The organism is Nitrospirillum amazonense (genome assembly GCF_007828035.1).
GTDB classification, from domain to species: Bacteria; Pseudomonadota; Alphaproteobacteria; order Azospirillales; family Azospirillaceae; genus Nitrospirillum; species Nitrospirillum amazonense.
The window spans coordinates 462,904-480,833 of sequence record NZ_VITV01000002.1; the positions used below are offsets into that span (position 1 = coordinate 462,904).

Annotated in this window: 17 protein-coding genes; 6 read left to right on the top strand and 11 right to left on the bottom strand. The window is 69.0% G+C overall.

Going from position 1 to position 17,930, the window contains the following annotated elements:
• Positions 1–29: 29 nt before the first annotated feature.
• Entirely contained in the window at positions 30–815 is a 786-nt protein-coding gene (recO, locus tag FBZ87_RS06085) for a DNA repair protein RecO (protein ID WP_145609442.1), read from the bottom strand.
• A 222-nt stretch (positions 816–1,037) separates the two neighbouring features.
• Here recO and FBZ87_RS06090 point away from each other — a divergent pair, with 222 nt between their 5' ends.
• A complete protein-coding gene (locus tag FBZ87_RS06090) occupies positions 1,038–3,242 on the top strand; it encodes a putative bifunctional diguanylate cyclase/phosphodiesterase (protein WP_246134260.1) in 2,205 nt (734 codons plus the stop codon).
• A 32-nt stretch (positions 3,243–3,274) separates the two neighbouring features.
• Entirely contained in the window at positions 3,275–3,616 is a 342-nt protein-coding gene (locus FBZ87_RS06095; protein ID WP_145609444.1) for a hypothetical protein, read from the top strand.
• Between the two features lie 144 nt (positions 3,617–3,760).
• Here the strand turns inward: FBZ87_RS06095 and FBZ87_RS06100 are convergent, their stop codons facing one another.
• From FBZ87_RS06100 to FBZ87_RS06110, 3 genes are all read right to left on the bottom strand, one after another.
• Positions 3,761–4,105 carry a type II toxin-antitoxin system RelE/ParE family toxin gene (locus FBZ87_RS06100; protein ID WP_145609445.1) on the bottom strand — a complete coding sequence of 115 codons (345 nt, stop codon included), beginning with the start codon at positions 4,103–4,105 and terminating at the stop codon, positions 3,761–3,763.
• Positions 4,102–4,368, bottom strand: coding sequence for a ribbon-helix-helix domain-containing protein (locus tag FBZ87_RS06105; protein ID WP_145609446.1), 267 nt, complete (start codon positions 4,366–4,368; stop codon positions 4,102–4,104). Before FBZ87_RS06105 ends, FBZ87_RS06100 begins: the two co-directional genes overlap by 4 nt.
• Positions 4,369–4,538: 170 nt before the next feature.
• Positions 4,539–4,931 (bottom strand): DUF1801 domain-containing protein, encoded by a 393-nt coding sequence (locus tag FBZ87_RS06110; RefSeq protein ID WP_145609447.1) that lies wholly within the window; start codon positions 4,929–4,931, stop codon positions 4,539–4,541.
• A gap of 157 nt (positions 4,932–5,088) precedes the next feature.
• On the opposite strand from FBZ87_RS06110, the gene FBZ87_RS06115 reads away from it, so the two are divergent.
• Positions 5,089–5,625, top strand: coding sequence for a DUF3237 domain-containing protein (locus FBZ87_RS06115; protein ID WP_246134261.1), 537 nt, complete (start codon positions 5,089–5,091; stop codon positions 5,623–5,625).
• Here FBZ87_RS06115 and cueR read toward each other — a convergent pair.
• The 4 genes from cueR to era form a co-directional block, all read right to left on the bottom strand.
• Entirely contained in the window at positions 5,610–6,020 is a 411-nt protein-coding gene (cueR, locus tag FBZ87_RS06120) for a Cu(I)-responsive transcriptional regulator (RefSeq protein ID WP_145609449.1), read from the bottom strand. The two genes, FBZ87_RS06115 and cueR, sit on opposite strands and share 16 nt — an antisense overlap.
• The gene (locus tag FBZ87_RS06125) at positions 6,017–7,804 is read right to left on the bottom strand and encodes a tetratricopeptide repeat protein (RefSeq protein ID WP_186454605.1); all 1,788 of its coding nucleotides are present in this window, start codon (positions 7,802–7,804) and stop codon (positions 6,017–6,019) included. The genes cueR and FBZ87_RS06125 overlap by 4 nt, the downstream gene beginning before the upstream one ends.
• Before the next feature lie 79 nt (positions 7,805–7,883).
• Entirely contained in the window at positions 7,884–10,373 is a 2,490-nt protein-coding gene (locus FBZ87_RS06130) for a heavy metal translocating P-type ATPase (RefSeq protein WP_145609451.1), read from the bottom strand.
• A 102-nt stretch (positions 10,374–10,475) separates the two neighbouring features.
• On the bottom strand, positions 10,476–11,363 hold the full coding sequence (gene era / locus FBZ87_RS06135) for a GTPase Era (protein ID WP_244909422.1): 888 nt from the start codon (positions 11,361–11,363) through the stop codon (positions 10,476–10,478).
• A 426-nt stretch (positions 11,364–11,789) separates the two neighbouring features.
• Between era and FBZ87_RS06140 the strand changes: the two genes are divergently transcribed.
• Entirely contained in the window at positions 11,790–12,815 is a 1,026-nt protein-coding gene (locus FBZ87_RS06140; RefSeq protein ID WP_145609453.1) for a glycerophosphodiester phosphodiesterase, read from the top strand.
• 242 nt (positions 12,816–13,057) lie between these two features.
• Entirely contained in the window at positions 13,058–14,371 is a 1,314-nt protein-coding gene (locus FBZ87_RS29615) for an SIP domain-containing protein (RefSeq protein WP_246134262.1), read from the top strand.
• 3 nt (positions 14,372–14,374) lie between these two features.
• On the opposite strand, the gene FBZ87_RS06155 is transcribed toward FBZ87_RS29615, so the two are convergent.
• On the bottom strand, positions 14,375–15,013 hold the full coding sequence (locus FBZ87_RS06155; protein ID WP_186454606.1) for an MSMEG_1061 family FMN-dependent PPOX-type flavoprotein: 639 nt from the start codon (positions 15,011–15,013) through the stop codon (positions 14,375–14,377).
• A gap of 16 nt (positions 15,014–15,029) precedes the next feature.
• Positions 15,030–15,797, bottom strand: a complete 768-nt coding sequence (locus FBZ87_RS06160; protein WP_211106857.1) for a siderophore-interacting protein — start codon at positions 15,795–15,797, stop codon at positions 15,030–15,032.
• Between the two features lie 133 nt (positions 15,798–15,930).
• Between FBZ87_RS06160 and FBZ87_RS06165 the strand changes: the two genes are divergently transcribed.
• A complete protein-coding gene (locus FBZ87_RS06165; RefSeq protein WP_145609455.1) occupies positions 15,931–16,767 on the top strand; it encodes an AraC family transcriptional regulator in 837 nt (278 codons plus the stop codon).
• On the opposite strand, the gene FBZ87_RS06170 is transcribed toward FBZ87_RS06165, so the two are convergent.
• Positions 16,754–17,917 carry a M23 family metallopeptidase gene (locus FBZ87_RS06170; protein WP_145609456.1) on the bottom strand — a complete coding sequence of 388 codons (1,164 nt, stop codon included), beginning with the start codon at positions 17,915–17,917 and terminating at the stop codon, positions 16,754–16,756. The two genes, FBZ87_RS06165 and FBZ87_RS06170, sit on opposite strands and share 14 nt — an antisense overlap.
• Between the last annotated feature and the right edge of the window lie 13 nt (positions 17,918–17,930).

Sequence of the window (17,930 nt, forward strand, 5' to 3'; positions counted from 1 at the left end):
TTGCCAGACATGGTGCAGCCGTAGAAAGGTCACGTTTCCTGCGGCTCCCCCCCATCCGTCCCGGGGATCGAAAGGCCATTTGTGCGCAAGTAACGCTCCACCAGGCGCTGGCGGGCTGGCGGCACCTCGGCATGGCGCTGGGCGAAGACATGCCGTTCCAGGAAATAGCCGGTCAGGCGCAGGCCGGCCGCCACATCCTCCTCCCCGCCGCCCTGGAAGCCCAGGCCGATGAGGAAACCCGGCAAGGGCAGCAGCTTGTCCCGGTAGGGCTCCCCCGCCGAGGCCGACACGGCGCGGCCGGTGCGGGGGCTGACGTAGGCCAGCTGGTCGTTCGGGTTGCCGACGGGCTGGCCGGTGCTGGCGCATTGCGTCAGGTCCAGGCCGAAGCCCACTTCCTCCAGCAGCCCCACCTCCCACCGCACGTAGACGGCGGGCCAAATGTCCAGGTCCAGGGCGGCGAACAGGGCCAGGGTGGCATCATAGAGGCCGGGGTGGGCCTCGCGCTCCGCCAGCATGGCGTCCATCAAGGCGGTGGCCGCGACGATGGCAGCCAGGCGCAAGGGGTCGTCCAGGTAAAGGCCGGTGGCGGAGCGCACGGGCTCCACCGTCCAGGTGCCCAGCTGGTCGGCGGTGCGGGCCCGCCAGCGGGCGGTGAGCTGCGCGCCCGGTTCCAGCGCGCCGCGATAGCGTGACGACTGCCCGCCGTGCAGCACGCCGGCGTGACGGCCATGCTCCCGCGTCAGCATGACCACCAGCGCGGCGGTGTCGCCGAACGGCCGGGCCGAAAGCACGATGGCGTCGTCAGTCCATTCCATGGAAGCTTTCTAGCAGATTGCGCCCCGGACGGTGTATGCCAATGCTCTCGTGCCGTCGTTTAGGCCAACGGTGTCACTGCTGAGTTTTTTAGTATACCCTGCATTAATAACCCTGGAACCGAGCGCCCGCGTGCACAGCCCATCTACTGGCAATCATTGGACTATGAGGGCTGGTTCACCGCGCGGACTGGTCATGGTGCTTGTCACGCCGCCGGTGTTGACATGAACGTGAGCAAGCCCGCCCGTTTGAAGGGTCCCTCCCCCGCCGCTGCACCGGCCTTGAGCGATGGCGAGCGCCTGACGCTGGAGCGGTACAGCCTAGCGGCGGCGGCCAGCAATGAGGGGCTGTACGACTGGGACCTGCGCACCGACCAAGTCTATTACGGTGAGACCTGGAAGGCGCTGCTGGGCTATGCCGAGGATGAGATCGGCACCTCGCCCGACGAATGGCTGAAACGGGTGGACCCGGACGACCTCATCTGGCTGCAGGCCACCCTGGACGCCCAGGCCAGCGCCGGCGGCAAGCCCTTTCAGATCGAATACCGCATCACCCACCGCAACGGCCATGTGCTGTGGATGATGTGCCGCGGCATCGTCGTGCTGGACGATGAGGGGGAGCCGATCCGCATCGTCGGCGCCCAGCGCGACATCACCGACCGCAAGAACGCCGAGGAACAGCTGCGCCTGAGCGAGGAGCGTTATGCCCTGGCCGCCCAGGGCGCCAACGACGGGCTGTGGGACTGGCACGTGGCCTCGGACCAGCTCTACTGCTCCCCCCGCTGGACGGCCATGCTGGGCATCGGCGGCGGGGCGCGCACCAGCACCATGGAGGACTGGTACGCCCAGATCGACGGCGAGGACCGCCCCCGCCTGCGCGCGGCGGTGGACACCCACCTGGCCGGCGGCAGCGCGCACCTGGAGGAAGAGGTGCGCACCCGCCACGCCGGCGGGGCGGAGCTGTGGGTGCTGATCCGCGGCGTGGCCATCCGCGATGAGGAGGGCGAGGCCATCCGCATGGCGGGCTCCATGACCGACATCACGGCGCGCAAGCGGGCGGAACAGCAGTTGCTGTTCGACGCCTTCCACGACGGTCTGACCCGCCTGCCCAACCGCATGCTGCTGCTCGACCGCATCGGCCAGGCGCTGGGCCGCCGGCGACGGCCGGAAGAGGCGCAGTTCGCCGTGATGATCTTCGACATCGATCACTTTAAGACGGTGAACGACAGCCTGGGCCCCCTGGTGGGGGATGAGGTGCTGTGCGCCGTGGGCCAGCGGCTGGACGGCGCCCGCCGCAGCGGCGACACCGTGGCCCGCCTGTCCGCTGACGAGTACGGCGTGCTGATGGACGGCGTGCTGGACGTGAAGGCGGCGGTGGACGCGGCCGAGCGCCTGGCGTCAGCGGTGGCCGAGCCCCTGACCCTGTCCAACGGGCAGGAGGTGGTGATGAACGTCACCGCCGGCATCGCCCTGTCCGGCTCCGGCTACGCGTCGGCCGGCGACATGCTGCGCGACGCGGGTCTGGCCATGTTCCGCGCCAAGACCAGCGGCCGCAACCGGGTGGAGATGTTCGACGACGCGCTGCGCGAGCGCGCGCTGACCCGCCTCCGCCTGGAATCGGATCTGCGCCACGCCATCGAGGGCCGGCAGTTCCGCCTGTTCTACCAGCCCATCGTGCGCCTGGCGGACGGCTCGGTGGCGGGGTTCGAGGCGCTGATGCGCTGGTTCCATCCCGAGCGCGGCATGATCCCGCCCAGCGACTTCGTCCACCTGGCGGAGGAAACGGGCCTGATCCTGAAGATGGGCCGCTGGGCCCTGGTGGAGGCCACGCGCCAGTTGGCGGAGTGGCAAGGCCGCTTCAGCCCCGACCTGTTCATGAGCGTCAACGTCTCCGGCCGCCAGCTCATGGAGGACGACCTGGTGGCGGCGGTGACGGAGACGCTGGACACCCACCGCATCACCCCCGGCACGCTGAAGCTGGAGATCACCGAAAGCCTGCTGCTGGACGACCCCGGCCGCTGCCTGGGCATCATGGAGGCCTTGAAGCGCAAGGACGTGAAGCTGTCGCTGGACGACTTCGGCACCGGCTTCTCCTCGCTCAGCTACCTGCACCGCTATCCCATCGGCACCCTGAAGATCGACCGCAGCTTCGTGCGCGCCGCCGGCGAAAGCGACCGCCGCAGCGCCATCGCCCGCATCATCACCCTGCTGGCCCAGGCCCTGGACCTGGAGGTCATCGCCGAGGGCATCGAGAAGGAGGCCGAGGCCGACTTCCTGCGCGGCCTGCACTGCCAGTTCGGCCAAGGCTTCCACTTCGCCCCGCCCCTGCCCAAGGAGGCCGTGGAAGACCTGATGGACGCGCGCCGCCGCAGCCGTGAAGTGCTGGAGGGCTTGTCGGCGCTCCGGGGGCTGCCACCCAAGGGGCGGTGAGCGCCCAAGGTGACAATGCGGAACCGCCAAAGGTGAGCATGAAAGTCTATTTTGAAATAGCGCCTTCCCCCGATGAGGAGCAGGAGCCTCAAAAGCCGGGGTTTAACGCCCTCATACATGAGGTCTGCGTCGGTCGTGGATGGTGCGGAAGCGTAGTTGACAATCAACCGCGTCATGTCAGCATGTTCATTCCGGAAAGTGGCCCGGTGACAGCCGATCAATTCGTCGACTGGCTATTTTTGGCCGAGGGTATAGACCTGTTGGAAGATGTGTCGAAATGGCAGCCGCATAAAGATGCGCTTCGCGACATATTCATCCGCCACATGGGCGCTGATGTCGTAGATGCCCACAAACTTAAGTGGGACTTCAGCTAACACATTGTTGCGTCAATCACCCTATTCCGGCGGACACCCCCGCTTTTGAAGCCGCAGCCGTCAAGTGCTGGAAGGACTGTCGGCGCTCCGGGGGCTGCCGCCCAAGGCGCGGTGAGCTTGGATCAGCTTGCGCGGCGGTAGTGCTTATTGCTTGGTCAAACGCTGCTTCCGTCGGTTTAGTGCCTGCTTCATCCGTGCAGCAATATCCATTGACGGGTGTAGAATGTTGAGAATTTCCAGACGGTCACGCACCTCTTGGAAGCGATAGACGATCAAATGCCTGCCAACGTTGTAGACCAGAAATGGCCCGGGAACATCGGCACGGCGGCGCCCCAGTTGTGGGTTGCGCGCCAATTTTTCAAACGCCAGGAATAGCGCTCGAATATAAGATTCCGCCTGGGCATCGCCCCATTCCCGGGCGGTGTAGTCCTCGATTTCGACTAGATCCAATCCCGCTTCATGGGAAAGGACATAGCTCTGCTTCGTCATCGGGAAGACTGGCCTTCCCGGCGAGCACGGCCTTCTGCAAGCAGGCTTTCGACAGATGCGTCCGAGAGATCATCTTCATCCAACTGCTGTGCACTCAAGACCAGGTAGTCACCCAATAGCTTACGGGCCTGTTCTTCCTGGCGCTTTTGGTCTTCGCGGATTAAATGTCTGATGTATTCGCTGGCGCTGTACTGGCCCTCTGCCGCCTGTTTTTCGACATACGCTCGCATTGCCTCTGGCATGGAAACGTTCAGGGTGCTCATCTCAAGGCCGCTCCTTCCAGATCCAACAGCGCCATGGTACGATATGGCCAAAATTTGTCAAATTTTGGCGCCCGATCGAATCGCAATCCGGGCTCCTGTCCCTCTCCTTTGTTCGCGCATCGTGCAGCAGCCGACGCCCAGGCGCACTGTTTGGGACCAGCCGGGCGGCGCTATTTCTGAAGGCGTCGCCGCATGTCCTGGTAGGCGGCGGCGATCAGCGCCGTGAGCGCTGCGGTATCATGCGCCTGGCCCCAGCGCAGCTTCACATGGCGCATGCGCTTGCCGGTGCCCTGCAACAGGCTGGCGGGATCGTCCAGGTCGGCGCCATGGAAGAAGCCCACGCTGGCATGCGCCGTATAGGCGCCGACGTAGGCGAAGGCCGCGTCACCCACGCATGCCATAGGTTGGCGGTCGTGGATCAGTTCCCGCACATCGTCACCGCAGCCGCGCAGCGCCTCGAACCACGGCTGGATCATCAGGCGCAGGGGATCACCCTGGGCGAACCAGGCGTCGACCTCGGGATCGCGCCGCACGGCGCCCGGCAGGAGGAAGAGAGCGTCCATGGGCGCAGTTTGGCAGGCCGGCTGGAAATGTCGAGGCGGGCACGCCGGCGGCCCCGCTTTCACCCCCATTGCATCGACAACCATGTTTATTCATAACTGTTAAGGTCAATAAACAATGGAGATGGGGATGGACACGGTGGGCACCATGGATCGGCGGATGCTTTTGCAGGCCGCGGCGACGGCCGGCATCGCCGGGGCGATCGTGGCGGATCGCGCGGAGGCCGCCGCCCCGGCAGCGCCCCCGACCCCGCTCAGCACCGTGCCCCTGCAACTGCCCGCCACGGAATTCACCTATGAGGCGGTGGTGGACCTGGAGCCCATGATCACCCTGGGCCGGTCCCCGCTGGGGGAACGGCGCATGGTGCCCATCACCGGTGGCATGTTCCAGGGGCCGCGCATCAAGGGCACGGTTCTGGGCGGCGGCGCCGACCGGCAGCTGGTCCGGTCCGACGGCGTGCTGCTGCTGAACGCCCTCTATGAGTTGAAGACGGATGACGGCGCCATCATCACCGTGAACAACCGGGCGCTCATCGACACGCCGCCGGGCCAGCCCCCCTACGCGTACTCCGTCCTGGAGTTTACTGCCCCGGAAGGGCCGCACGCCTGGCTGAACCGCGGCATCTTCGTCGGCACCGTGCATGGCCTGCCGCCCGAGCGGCACGCCGTCCTGATCCGCGTCTACAAGGTCGTCTGAGCGGCCCCCGTCCCGCTCAAGTCTTCCAGGATGGGGCAGTCGGGGCGGTCGTCGCCGGCGCAGCAATGGGCCAGGTGGCGCAGCGTGTCGGCCATGGCCTGCATCTCGCGGATGCGGGTGTCCAGGTCGGCCAGGTGGCGTTGGGCGATGGCCTTGACCTCTCGGCTGGAACGCTCGCGGTCGCGCCACAGGGACAGCAGCTGGGCGATCTCCGCCATGTCGAAGCCCAGGCTGCGTGCCCGCTTGATGAAGCGCAGCTCATTGATCTCGCGGGCGTCGTATTCGCGGTAATTGCCCTCCGACCGGCTGGAGGGACGTACCAGGCCGACCTCGTCGTAATAGCGGATCATCTTGACGCTGACGCCGGATGCCTTGGAGGCCTGGCCTATGTTCATGACGCGTGGCCCCCTTTGAAGGTCGCCAGGGCGGCGCTCATGGCCGCCACCACAGGTGTCCAATCCCCCAGCGTCGCCTGGCGGAACAGGCGCATGCTGGGGTACCAGGGCGTGTCCGCCCGCTGGTCCATCCAGCGCCAGTCCGCGTCGGTGATCACCATGGTCCATACCGGGCGGCCCAGGGCGCCCGCGACATGGGCCGGGCCGGTGTCCGGGGTGATCACCAGGTCCAGCAGGGTCATGATGGCGGCGGTGTCCGCCCAGTCGCGCACCTCCGGCGCCAGGTCCAGCAGGTTGGGCGGCGGCGTCAGCCCATCGACGGCGCCCCTGCCCTCCGGCCGCTGCAGGCCGATGAAGGTCACGTCGGGATGTGCCTCCAGCAGGGGCAGCAGCGCCCGCAGGCCCGGTGAGCGCCACGCATCGACGGGGAACTGGGGATTGCCCGCCCACAGCAGGCCCACGCGGCGGCGGGGCACGTCCGCCAGGCGCGCCCGCCACGCCGCCACCCGCTCCGGCGCCGCGCTCAGATAGGGGCCATTCCACGGGATGGTGTCCACCGTCAGGCCCAGGGCCTCCGGCAGATCCATCATGGCGATCTGATAATCGGGCGCCAGCGGCAAGGGCTGGCCGCGCAGCACCACGTCCCCCGGCCGCTGGCCGGGCCATAGCGCGGGTGGCCAGAGCACCGAGAGCGCGTGCGGGGATTCGAACAGCAGCCGCCCCACCCGGGCCGCCGCCTGGGGCAGCAGGCGCAGCATGCTGATGGTGTCGCCGGCGCCCTGCTCGTCCCAAACCACCAGGCTCTTGCCGGGAAGGGCGCGGCCGTCCCACTCAGGCACACCCTGGTGGCGCCGCGGCAGGGGCGTCAGATGCCAGCGCCGGCGATACAGGGGAAAGCCAGCGCGGTAATCGCCCAGGCGCAGGTGGCAGTGCGCCATGCTCATGGCCAACTCTGGATCATCCGGTGTCAGGGCCAGTTGGCGGGCGCCGACCTTCAGCGCGTCGGCCGTATACCCCTGGTAACGCAGCGCGCGGGCCAGGATGCCGTAGGGCTCCGGCCGGGTGGGATGGGCGGCGATCAGGCCGCGCGCCATCTCGGCCGCCACCGCCATCTCCCCCCTCGCCGCATGCAGCTCCGCCCGGCTGGCCGCCGCTTCGAACAGGCCGGGCCGCAGCCGCAGGGCATGGTCCAGCAGGCGGGCGGCCTCGGCCTCATGACCGCCCCGCTGGCGCAGCAGATCCCCCAGATTGACCAGCGCCACCACCTCATCCGGCGCCACTGCCAGGACGGCACGGAAGGCGGCCTCCGCCTCCTCCTTCCTGTCCAGGCGCAGCAGGCAGCGGCCCAGGCCCAGTTGGGCCTGGGCCAGCTGGTTGGGCAAGCGGGTCAGCAGCCGGTAGGCGTCGGCGGCCTCCTCCACCCGGCCCAAATCCTCCAGGATCTGGGCGCGGGCCAGGTGCGCCGGGCCATGGCGCGGCGCCAGGGCCACGACCTGGCCATAGGTCGCCAGGGCGGCCAACCGATCGCCCCGCTGGCGCTGGGCCTGGGCCAGGTTGGCGCGATAGTCGACATTGCCGCCGTCCAGCGCGATGGCCTGGGCAATCAGGCCCTCACCCGCCACAGCACGGCCGGTCTGGACGAACAGCACGCCTTGCAGGTGCAAGGCGTCGGCGCAGTCCGGCATGGCGCGCAGGATCTGGCCGTACAAGTCCTCCGCCTGATCCAGGCGGCCGGACTGGTGATGGTCCAGGGCCACGGCCAAGACCTCTCCCACGGTGGGCATGCGTCGCTTTCCTACGTCATCCAGAGGCTGAAACCGTACACCAGGCGCCTGGTCCGAAGCACGCGCCTCCGGCGGACCGTCACGAACCGGGCACCTGGAAGCGGCGCAGGCGCAGGGCATTGGTCAGCACGCTGACGCTGGACAGCGCCATGGCGCCGGCCGCCACCATGGGCGACAGCAGCCAGCCGGTGACGGGATAGAGCAGCCCGGCGGCCAGGGGGATCAGCACCACGTTGTAGCCGAAGGCCCAGGCCAGGTTCTGGCGGATATTGCCCAGCACGGCGCGGCTGAGGGCGATGGCCGTGGCCACCCCGCGCAGGTCGCCCCGCACCAGCACCACATCGGCCGCCTCGATGGCGATGTCGGTGCCCGCACCCATGGCCAGGCCGACATCCGCCGTCGCCAGGGCCGGGGCGTCGTTCACCCCATCGCCGGCGAAGGCGACGCGGCCGTGGCGCCGCTGCAATTCCGCCACCGCCGCCACCTTGCCCTCCGGCAGCACCTCGGCCGCCACCTCATCGATGCCCAGCGTCTTGGCCACGGCTTCCGCCGTGCGGTGGTTGTCGCCGGTGACCATGATGACCGTCAGGCCGGCGCCGTGCAGCGTGCGCACCACCTCGGCCGCCTCGGGCTTCACCGGGTCGGCCACGGCCAGGATGGCGGCCAGCCGGCCGTCGATGGCGGCGTAGAGCGGGCTCTTGCCCTCCCCGCCCAGCCGGGCGGCAGCCTCCGCCACCGGCGCCACGCCGATGCCCAGGCGGGTCATGTAGCGGTCGGCGCCCACGGCCACCACGCGGCCCTCGACCGTAGCCTGCGCGCCGAAGCCGGGTTCCGCGCGGAAGCCGTCCGCCGCCGGCGGGGTGAGGCCGCGCGCCCGGGCCCCGGCCACGATGGCCTGGGCGATGGGGTGTTCCGATCGCCCCTCGACCGCCGCCACCAGGCGCAGCACCTCGTCCTCGGCAAACCCCTCCACCACCGCCAGGTCGGTCAGCGCCGGCTGCCCCAGGGTCAGGGTGCCGGTCTTGTCGAAGGCCACGGCGCGCACGTCGCGCAGGCCCTGCAAGGCGTCGCCCTGGCGGAACAGGATGCCCAGCTCCGCCGCCTTGCCCGTGCCCACCATGATGGAGGTGGGTGTCGCCAGGCCCATGGCGCAGGGGCAGGCGATGATCAGCACTGCCACGGCGTTGACCAGGGCGTAGCTGAGCTGCGGCCCCGGCCCGAAGAAGTACCAGGCGGCGAAGGTCAGCAGCGCCGCCGCCATGACCGCCGGCACGAACCAGGCCGTCACCTGGTCCACCGCCGCCTGGATGGGCAGCTTGGCACCCTGCGCCGTCTCCACCATGCGCACGATCTGGGACAGCAGGGTGGCCGCCCCCACCTTCTCCGCCCGGAAGCGGAAGGACCCGGTCTTGTTGACCGTGCCGCCCACGACCGACGCGCCGGGTCCCTTCTCCACCGGCAGCGGCTCCCCGGTGATCATGCTTTCATCGACGAAGGACGACCCGTCCAGCACGCTGCCGTCCACCGGCACGCGCTCACCGGGGCGCACCAGGACGATGTCGCCCACCACCACGCTCGCGATGGGCAGTTCCAGGGTCTGGCCGCTCCGCTCCACCCGCGCCGTCTTGGCCTGCAGGGTCAGCAGGCGCTTGATGGCCTCGCTGGTTCGGCCCTTGGCCCGCGCTTCGAACAGGCGGCCCACCAGGATCAGGGTGACGATGACGGCCGCCGCCTCGAAATAGACGTTGTCGGTGCCGGCGGGCAACAGATGCGGCGCGACCGTGGCCACGGTGGAATAGAGGAAGGCGGCACCCGCCCCCAGCACGACCAGGGAATTCATGTCCGGCGTGGCCCGCGCCAGATTGGGCACGCCCTTGGCGAAGAAGCGGCCGCCGGGTACGGCCAGGACGAAGGCCGCCAGCACCAGGCTGACCCAGCGCCAGGGCTGCTCCCCCACCGCGCCCACCAGCCAATGGTGGACCCCTGGAATGAAGTGCCGCGCCATCTCCACCGCGAACAGGGGCACGGTGGCGATGGCGGCGAGCGCCACGGCCCGCTTCAGGGCATCGATCTCCGCCGCCCGCGCCTCGCGCTCCCGGTCCGTCTGCGCGGCCGCATCCTCCGGCCCCAAGGGCTTCGCCTCATAGCCGATCCTGGTGGCCGCACCCGCCACAGCGGCGACATCCGCGCCATCGACCAGCACCACGCTGGCCCGCTCCGTCGCCAGGTTCACGGTGGCCTCCACCACGCCCGGCGCCGCGCGCAACGCCTTCTCCACCCGCGCGACACAGCCGGCGCAGGTCATGCCCTGGATGGCGAGCTCTACGGTGTGGGTGCCGGCGTCATAACCGGCCTTGGCGATGGCCTCGATCACGTCAGGCAGGCGCCCGCCCTCGGCCAGTTCCACATGGGCGCGTTCCGCCGCCAGGTTCACGGTGGCGGCGGCCACGCCCGGCACGGCGGCGATCGCCTTCTCCACCCGGCGCACGCAGCCGGCACAGGTCATGCCGGCTATGGGGATGTCGATGGTACCAGGGGCGGCGGGCGGAACGGCGGCGACATGGGACATTTCAGTCTCCTCGACGAGATGTCCCGTATAGATAGACCCTCCCACGATGGGAGGGTCAAGGGCGGCGGCATGACGGCAGCGCGGGGCTGACGCCCTGTCGTGTCAGGCGTTAAAATCCAGCCCCCACTGGCTGTAGCTGTCGGGCTTCTCCGCCCAGTCCTCGCGCACCTTCACGAACAGCATGACGTGCACGCGGCGGTCCAGGATTTCCTCAAGTTCCACGCGAGCGGCGGCGCCGATGGACTTGATCTTGCTGCCACCCTTGCCCAGCACGATGGCCTTCTGGTTGGGGCGCTGGACGTAGACGATCTGGGAGATTTTGACGGAGCCATCCTCGAACTCCTCCCACGCCTCGGTCTCCACCGCCACGGCGTAGGGCAGTTCCTGGTGCAGCTGCAGGAACAGCTTCTCGCGCGTGATCTCGGCCGCCAGCAGGCGCTGCGGCATGTCGGACAGCTGGTCCTCCGGGAACAGCCAGGGGCCTTCCGGCAGGCGGGCGGCCAGCTTGTCCAGGAAGTCCTTCAGGCCGTCGCCGGTCAGGGCGGAGATCATGAAGATGTCGGTGAACACGCCCGTCTCGTTGAAGCGCGCCGCCAGTTCCAGCAGCCGCTCATAGGGGATCAGGTCGATCTTGTTCAGGATCAGGATGGCCTGGCGCTTGCTGTCCTTCAGGCGCTGGATGATGCCGTTGGTATCATCATCCACGCGGCGCGAGGCGTCGACCAGCACGGCCACCAGGTCCGCCTCCTCCGCCCCCGACCAGGCGGCGGCCACCATGGCGCGCTCCAGCCGCTTCTTGGGCGTGAAGATGCCGGGCAGGTCGACGAACAGGATCTGGGCGCGGTCGTGCATGCCGATGCCCAGCACGCGGGAGCGGGTGGTCTGCACCTTGGGGCTGACGATGGACACCTTGCTGCCCACCGCCGCGTTCAGCAGGGTGGACTTGCCGGCGTTGGGCGCGCCAACCAGGGCGACGAAACCGCAGCGCATGGGCGCGAGCGGCGTGCCGTCCCCCTCCTCCTCGTCATCCTCATAGTCGTCTTCATCGTCCAGGTACTGGTCTTCACCCTCGGGCGCCTCCTGCGCCTCGTGCTCGGGGCCCGTGGCACCGGCCACCGTGTCCTCATCGGGGGGAAGGCCGTCCTGGCCGTGTTCGACGTCGCTCATCACTCACATCCTCAAAGGGAACGGCGGGCCCGGACACCCTTTGGCATCCGCCCGCCGCCGCATGCGCGGCTTCATGACACAGACCGCGCGCCGGCACCAGCGGCGGCACGGCATCCAAGGATTGCGCAGGCGGCCGGCGCACAGCACCGCCTCGGAAATTTAACAAGGGCTTAGGGGATGCCCGGGCTATAGCTCGACCGCGCCGGCTTCGGCCGGCACACGGTCCCAGTCTACCAGGAGCCCGCTTCGATGTCCCTGCCGCACCGCCTGGCCCCGCGTCAACTGGCGCTCGCCGCCGCGCTCGCCTCAGCTGTCATTCTTCCCGCCCAGGCCCGCGACCTGGACATCGAGGCGCACCGCGGCGGCCGCGCCCTGTGGCCGGAGAACACGCTGCAGTCCTTCGCCCACGCCCTGTCGCTGGGCGTGACCACCTTGGAGATGGACATGAACATCACCAAGGACGGCACCGTCATCATTTCGCATGAGCGGCACCTGAACCCCGACCTGGCCAAGGGGCCGGACGGCGCCTACGTCACCGCCCCCACCCCGGCCTTCTTCAGCCTGACGCTGGAGCAGATCAAGAAGTACGACGTCGGCCAGCTGCGCCCGGGCAGCGCCTATGGCAGCCACTTCCCCGACCAGCGCCCCATTCCCGGCACGCCCATCCCCACCCTGAAAGAGGTCATCGACCTGGTGAAGCGGTCGGGCAACAAGACCGTGAAGATGAACATCGAGACCAAGATCGACCCCAGCCATCCCGAGGACAGCCCCACGCCGGAGGTCTTCGTGGACACAGTGCTGGCCGTGCTGAAGGCCGAGAAGTTCGAGGACCGGGTGATGATCCAGTCCTTCGACTGGCGCACCCTGCAGGTGGTGCAGCAAAAGGCCCCCGCCATTCCCACCGTTTACCTGACGGAGCAGGATCCGCGCGAGCCCTCGGTCAGCCTGACCGCCAAGCTGCCCTGGACTGCCGGCTTCGACCCCGTGGACCACGGCGGCAGCGTGCCCAAGGCGGTGAAGGCGGCCGGCGGCAAGGTCTGGTCGCCGCTCCACACCGACATCGACGCCGGCTTGGTGCAGGAAGCGCACAGCCTGGGCCTGACCGTCATCCCCTGGACGGTGAACAAGGCGGAGGACATGGCCAAGCTGATCGACATGGGCGTGGACGGCATCATCTCCGACCAGCCGGTGCTGCTGCGCGAGGCGGCCGCCGCCAAGGGCATCGCCCTGCCCAAGGCCTTCCCCGTCGAGGCCGTGCCGGGCAAGAAGCACTGAGCTAGGCCCCTCTCTCCCCTCTTTCCGCCACGCCCCGGCCGGGTTCTCCCGCCGGGGCGTTTTCTTTTCAGCTTCCTCTTGTCGGTTTCATATCGTTCGCTATATCGTACGATATGTTTTCCGATCAAACGACATCCCATCCCCCTTACCTGGCCATGGGCGGGCGCGGCGGGTGGCATCATTGGAAGCACGGCGGCGGTTTCAGCGGGGGCGGCGGCTTCTGGGGCGGTGGCGGGGGCGGCATGCCTGGCAGCCGCAAGCTGTCGTCCGCCGACCTGGAACTGCTGCTGCTGGCGCTGCTGGAGCGCAAGCCGGCCCATGGCTATGAGTTGATCCGCGCCGTGGAAGAACAGTCCGGCGGCTTCTACACCCCCAGCCCCGGCGTCATTTACCCGGCGCTGACCTTCCTGGCGGAGATCGGCTACGCGGCAGCGGAGCCGGAGGGCAACCGCAAGCTCTACCGCATCACCGACAGCGGACGCGCCCACCTGGAGGGCCACCGCGGCACGGCCGTCGCCATCCTGGAGGGCCTGCGCCGCATCGGCGGCCGGATGGAGCAGGTGCGCGAGGCCTTCGCCGGCGTCACCGACGCCGATCCCGCGGCGTCCGAAGATCTGCACCAGGCGCGCCACGCCCTGAAATCCGCCCTTTACGGCAAGCGCGGCTGCGATGCCGCCGAGGCCCGGCGCCTGGCCGCCATCCTGCGGCGCGCCACGGCGGAGATTCTGACTCCCTCCTCCTTGAATGACGACGGGGCAACCGTCCCCGCCTCTCAACCCGACAGACCTGACCTAGGTGACCGAATGACCGACACCCCCCGCCACCAGATCGGCCGTATGCGCTTCGACACCCGTCGGCGCACATTGACCGTGACCAGCGTGGCGCACCTGACGCCCAAGATGCTGCGCGTCGTCCTGACCTCGCCGGAGTTGGCGGACTTCGACAGCCGCGGCGCCGATGACCATATCAAGCTGTTCTTCTCCGGCCCGGATGGCCAGCCGTTGATGCGCGACTACACCCCCCGCGCCTTCAGCCAGGCGGACCGCACCCTGACCCTGGACTTCGCCCTGCATGACGCCGGCCCGGCCACGGCCTGGGCCCTGGGCGCCAAGGTGGGCGACACGCTGGAGATCGGCGGCCCGCGCGGCTCCATGATCGTGCCGGATGATTTCGACTGGTACCTGCTGGTCGCCGACGAGACGGGCCTGCCCGCCATCGGCCGCCGGCTGGAGGAGCTGCGCCCGGGCGTACCGGTCCACACCGTGGTGGCCGTCGACAGCGCCGCGGAGATTCAGGCTATCGAGACCAAGGCGCGCTGGACCGCCCACTGGGTCACCCGCGACAGCCATGGCACGGACGACGCCGCCACCCTGCGCCGGGCGGTCGAGGGTATCCAGTTGCCGCCAGGCGACGGCTATGTCTGGATCGCCGCCGAGGCCACCGTGGCCAAGGCCCTGCGCGCCTATGTGCTGGAGGACCGCAAGCACCCGGCGCAATGGATGCGGGCGTCCGGCTATTGGCTGCGTGGCGAGGCGGGCGCGCACGAGAACCTTTGAGCTTCAGCCGTAGAGGTCGGTGCGCATGGCGTGATCGTAATGCGCATCGATCGCCTCTGCCTCCGCCGTGCTTTTGCGGGTCATGGCGGCCAGCATCTGGCCCGGCGTCGGCAGGCTGCCGCGCGCCAGCCTTGAGGCCGGGTCCCAAAAGCGGGCCCGGTTCAAGGCCTTGCCGCAGTGGAACAGGACTTCATCCACCGTCACGATGATCGCCGTCTTGGGCGCCTTGCCCCCCTCGGCCAGATCCCTGCGCACGGTGGCGTCATCCGTGACGCGGCCACGCCCATTGAGGCGCAGGAAGACATCGAGGCCGGGGAATAGGAACAGCATGCCCAGGCGGTCGTCCGCCTGAAGGTTGCGCATGGATTCGATGCGGTTGTTTCCCGGCCAGTCGGCGAAGGCCACCGTCTTGGCGTCCAGCACTCGCACGAAGCCGGGCGGCCCGCCACGTGGCGAAGCGTCCAGCCCGCCGTCGCGTCCGTCGCCGCGGCCCGTTGCCAGGCAGAAGAAGGTCGCCTTTTCCAGATATCGGATATGAAAGTCGATCAACTCGGGCATCACCGCTTGGCGGATGTGCTCCGCCGGCGGATCGTACAGCGTGTCCAGGTCCAGGGGATCGTGTCCCAGGGTTTGGGGGGCCATCGGCATCTCCATGATCTCAGTCCAGGCCGCTCTTGCCCGGCGCCCAATAAGCCTTGGCCTTGCGGCGTGAGGCGGCCACACCCCGCTCCTTCAGTGCTCGGGTGATCTGCTGGATGGCAGGCGCCCTGCCCGTCAGCGCGAAATGTGCCGCGTCGCCACCGGCATGCGACAGCGCGTCGACCACCCCCGCCAGGTGGCCCTCGCCGGCAAGGCGGCCGATCAGCATGGCGTCACTCAATCCCACCGCGTCCAGCACGGATCGCGCCTCGGCCAGGTCCGACACCTCGAATACACAGCGGAAGCCGCTGCCCAGCGCCATGCGGCAGGCCAGGGCCACCGCGAACGACGTCTCGTCCCCGAACAGTACCCAAGGGCCCGCGTGATCGGTGAAGTCAAGGGAGCGGCGCGGGCCGAAGAACTGGCAGCCATCGCCAGCCTTCAAGCCGGCCATCCAGCGGCTGCCCGGCCCCCCGCCATGGGCCCCCTCACCATGGGAAAAAGCCAGCAGTTGGGTGGCGCCCCCGGTAACGTCCCAGGACACCGGGGTATATGTGCGGGCGGCCAGGCCCATGCCCATGGCCACCTGTATCTTCTGCCCCGGCGCCCACAGCACGTCCCGCAGCGCCTCCCCCTCCAGCCGGACGCGCCGGAAGCGCGGGGACAGGCGCTCAACCGCCGCCACGCGGGCCGGGCGCATGAACCAGCGCAGCAGGGTCCGCGTCACCGGGCCTGCGGCCACAGGGGTCGCATTCTCCGTCACCCGATCCACATCTTGACTGTCCATCACTCTCTCCCAAGCCCGGCATGTGCGCGGCCTGACTTAGCTAGCCTCTTGGCGGATTGGCGTCATTGGGCAATCATGACAATCAATTTCGAAAATCTGCCAACCCGCATCTGAGGGACCGGAGCCAGGCCCCATGCCCATCCTGAGAGAGCTGCCCTCCAATGATCAGGACTGGCCAGGCGACCTGATGGACCCCGATGACGTGCCCCGGCCCATCGCCGCCTTCGGCATCATCGGCTTCACCAACGGCATCGAACTGGCGCCCCACCGCCACCGCAAGGCGCAGCTGCTGCTGGCCCCGCGCGGCGTCCTGACCTGCGAGGCGGAGAGCGGGCTGTGGCTGGTGCCGCCGAACTGTGCCTTGTGGATCCCTGCGGAGACGCTGCATTCCCTCAAAGTGTCGGGCACGGTCGATGGCTACAACGCCTTCATCGACCCCGCCGTGGCGGCGATCCTGCCGGCGCATTGCTGCACCGTCTCGGCGACGCCACTGCTGACGGCCCTGCTGATGCGGGCGGCCAGCCTGCCGCAGCTCTATCCTGAGGACGGGCCGGACGCCCGCCTGGTCACCGTCCTGCTGGATGAGATCGCGGCGGCGCCGGAGGAACGGCTGCACCTGCCCATGCCCACGGACGCGCGGCTGCGCCGGCTGGTGGCCCTGATGATGGCCGACCCGGGCCAACGCGGCACCATGGAGCAGTGGGCCAAGCGCGTGGGCATGAGCGAGCGTACCCTGGCCCGCCTGCTGACCCGCGAAACCGGCATGAGCTTCGGCCAGTGGCGCCAGCAGTTGATCCTCATGCTGGCCCTGCAGCGCATGGCGGAGGGGGCGCCGGTGCAGCAGGTGGCGCTGGACCTGGGGTATGAGAGCGCCAGCAGCTTCGTCACCATGTTCCGCAAGGCCCTGGGCAGCCCGCCCGCGCAATATATGGCACGGCAACGGGGTGCCGAGCCCCTCAGAAACCCATAACGGCGTTTTCAGTGGGCAGCTGCCGGCGGCGCGTTTCCGGCGGCTGGTCAGCACGCCAGGCGGCGCCGGCGTCGGCGGTGGCAGTGTCCGGGATCACGCCCGCCAGGGTAAAGGCGTCGAAGACGAACGGCAGGCCGTCGCTGGCGGCGATATGCCCACCATCCCCCACCTGGAAATGCAGGTGCGGGGCGTCGGACTGACCGGAATTGCCCAGCCGGCCCAGCACCTCGCCCTTGCGCACGGCCTGGCCCGGCCGCACGGGGATGCTGCCCGGGATGAGATGGGCATAGAAGGCGTACGCCCCCCCTTTCATACGCAGGACCACCTGGTTGCCGGCAATGGTGTCCAGCGTGACCTTCTGCGCCGGCGGCTGGCCGGGCACGTTATCCGGAAACCCGTCGCGCACACTCTCGATGACGCCGTCGGCCACGGCCAGCACCGCCTGGCCATAGCCGGGCCAGGACTCGTTGCGCGCCTGGTCGCCGCCGAACTCCCGCCCGTCCGCGGTCAGCCTCATGAAGTCGATGGCGTAGCGCTCTGGCACCCGCGCCTGCCCGTCCACCACCATCACGGTGGTCCGGTGTATAGAGGCGGCGGACAGGCCGTTGAAGGCCACCCATCCCGTGCCGGCGACGGGGGCGGAGACGACGACGGGCGGCGCCCGGCCCAGCGGGACGGCGACCGCCGTGTTCAGCGTGGTGTCGGGCAAGTCAGGCTTGAACGGCGCGATGGTGAGCGCCAGCCGCAGATCCGCCACCTCGGCATCATCGCCAAGATGCACGTCGAACAGGGCGGCGGCGTAGGTATTGCCCTGTATGACCGTCACCGGCGGCTGGCCGTCACCGGGCGGACGGCCGGGCCGCGACAGCAGATCCGTCAGGGCCGCGCCCTCGAATCGCGCCAGGGCGGCCGGTTGTGCCACCGTGCCCAGCCGCACGGTCGCCAACGTCATGGGCACGGGGGAAAAGTTGCTGATCAGCGCCTCGAACACCAGATGGCGGCCGTCCGTGGCCGGCACCACGCTGGCCGGGCGCAGGATCCGGATGTCCAAGGGGGTGATGGAATGGGCATCCGGCTCCGCCCTGGCGCCGAAGGCGGCGGCCAGAACTCCGCTGGCGACAAGGACCTGGGCGAGACGGCGGCGAAGCATGGCGGCCCCTGAC

Coding starts and splice junctions, on each gene's coding strand:
- cueR (WP_145609449.1), bottom strand. CDS start 6,020: ATGAACATAGGCCAGGCCTCCAAGGCATCCGGCGTCAGCGTCAAGATG.
- FBZ87_RS06130 (WP_145609451.1), bottom strand. CDS start 10,373: ATGTCCCATGTCGCCGCCGTTCCGCCCGCCGCCCCTGGTACCATCGAC.
- FBZ87_RS06125 (WP_186454605.1), bottom strand. CDS start 7,804: ATGCCCACCGTGGGAGAGGTCTTGGCCGTGGCCCTGGACCATCACCAG.
- FBZ87_RS06115 (WP_246134261.1), top strand. CDS start 5,089: ATGCTTTTGCAGGCCGCGGCGACGGCCGGCATCGCCGGGGCGATCGTG.
- era (WP_244909422.1), bottom strand. CDS start 11,363: ATGCGCTGCGGTTTCGTCGCCCTGGTTGGCGCGCCCAACGCCGGCAAG.
- FBZ87_RS06140 (WP_145609453.1), top strand. CDS start 11,790: ATGTCCCTGCCGCACCGCCTGGCCCCGCGTCAACTGGCGCTCGCCGCC.
- FBZ87_RS06160 (WP_211106857.1), bottom strand. CDS start 15,797: ATGGACAGTCAAGATGTGGATCGGGTGACGGAGAATGCGACCCCTGTG.
- FBZ87_RS06105 (WP_145609446.1), bottom strand. CDS start 4,368: ATGAGCACCCTGAACGTTTCCATGCCAGAGGCAATGCGAGCGTATGTC.
- FBZ87_RS06110 (WP_145609447.1), bottom strand. CDS start 4,931: ATGGACGCTCTCTTCCTCCTGCCGGGCGCCGTGCGGCGCGATCCCGAG.
- recO (WP_145609442.1), bottom strand. CDS start 815: ATGGAATGGACTGACGACGCCATCGTGCTTTCGGCCCGGCCGTTCGGC.
- FBZ87_RS29615 (WP_246134262.1), top strand. CDS start 13,058: ATGCCTGGCAGCCGCAAGCTGTCGTCCGCCGACCTGGAACTGCTGCTG.
- FBZ87_RS06170 (WP_145609456.1), bottom strand. CDS start 17,917: ATGCTTCGCCGCCGTCTCGCCCAGGTCCTTGTCGCCAGCGGAGTTCTG.
- FBZ87_RS06165 (WP_145609455.1), top strand. CDS start 15,931: ATGCCCATCCTGAGAGAGCTGCCCTCCAATGATCAGGACTGGCCAGGC.
- FBZ87_RS06100 (WP_145609445.1), bottom strand. CDS start 4,105: ATGACGAAGCAGAGCTATGTCCTTTCCCATGAAGCGGGATTGGATCTA.
- FBZ87_RS06090 (WP_246134260.1), top strand. CDS start 1,038: ATGAACGTGAGCAAGCCCGCCCGTTTGAAGGGTCCCTCCCCCGCCGCT.
- FBZ87_RS06155 (WP_186454606.1), bottom strand. CDS start 15,013: ATGGCCCCCCAAACCCTGGGACACGATCCCCTGGACCTGGACACGCTG.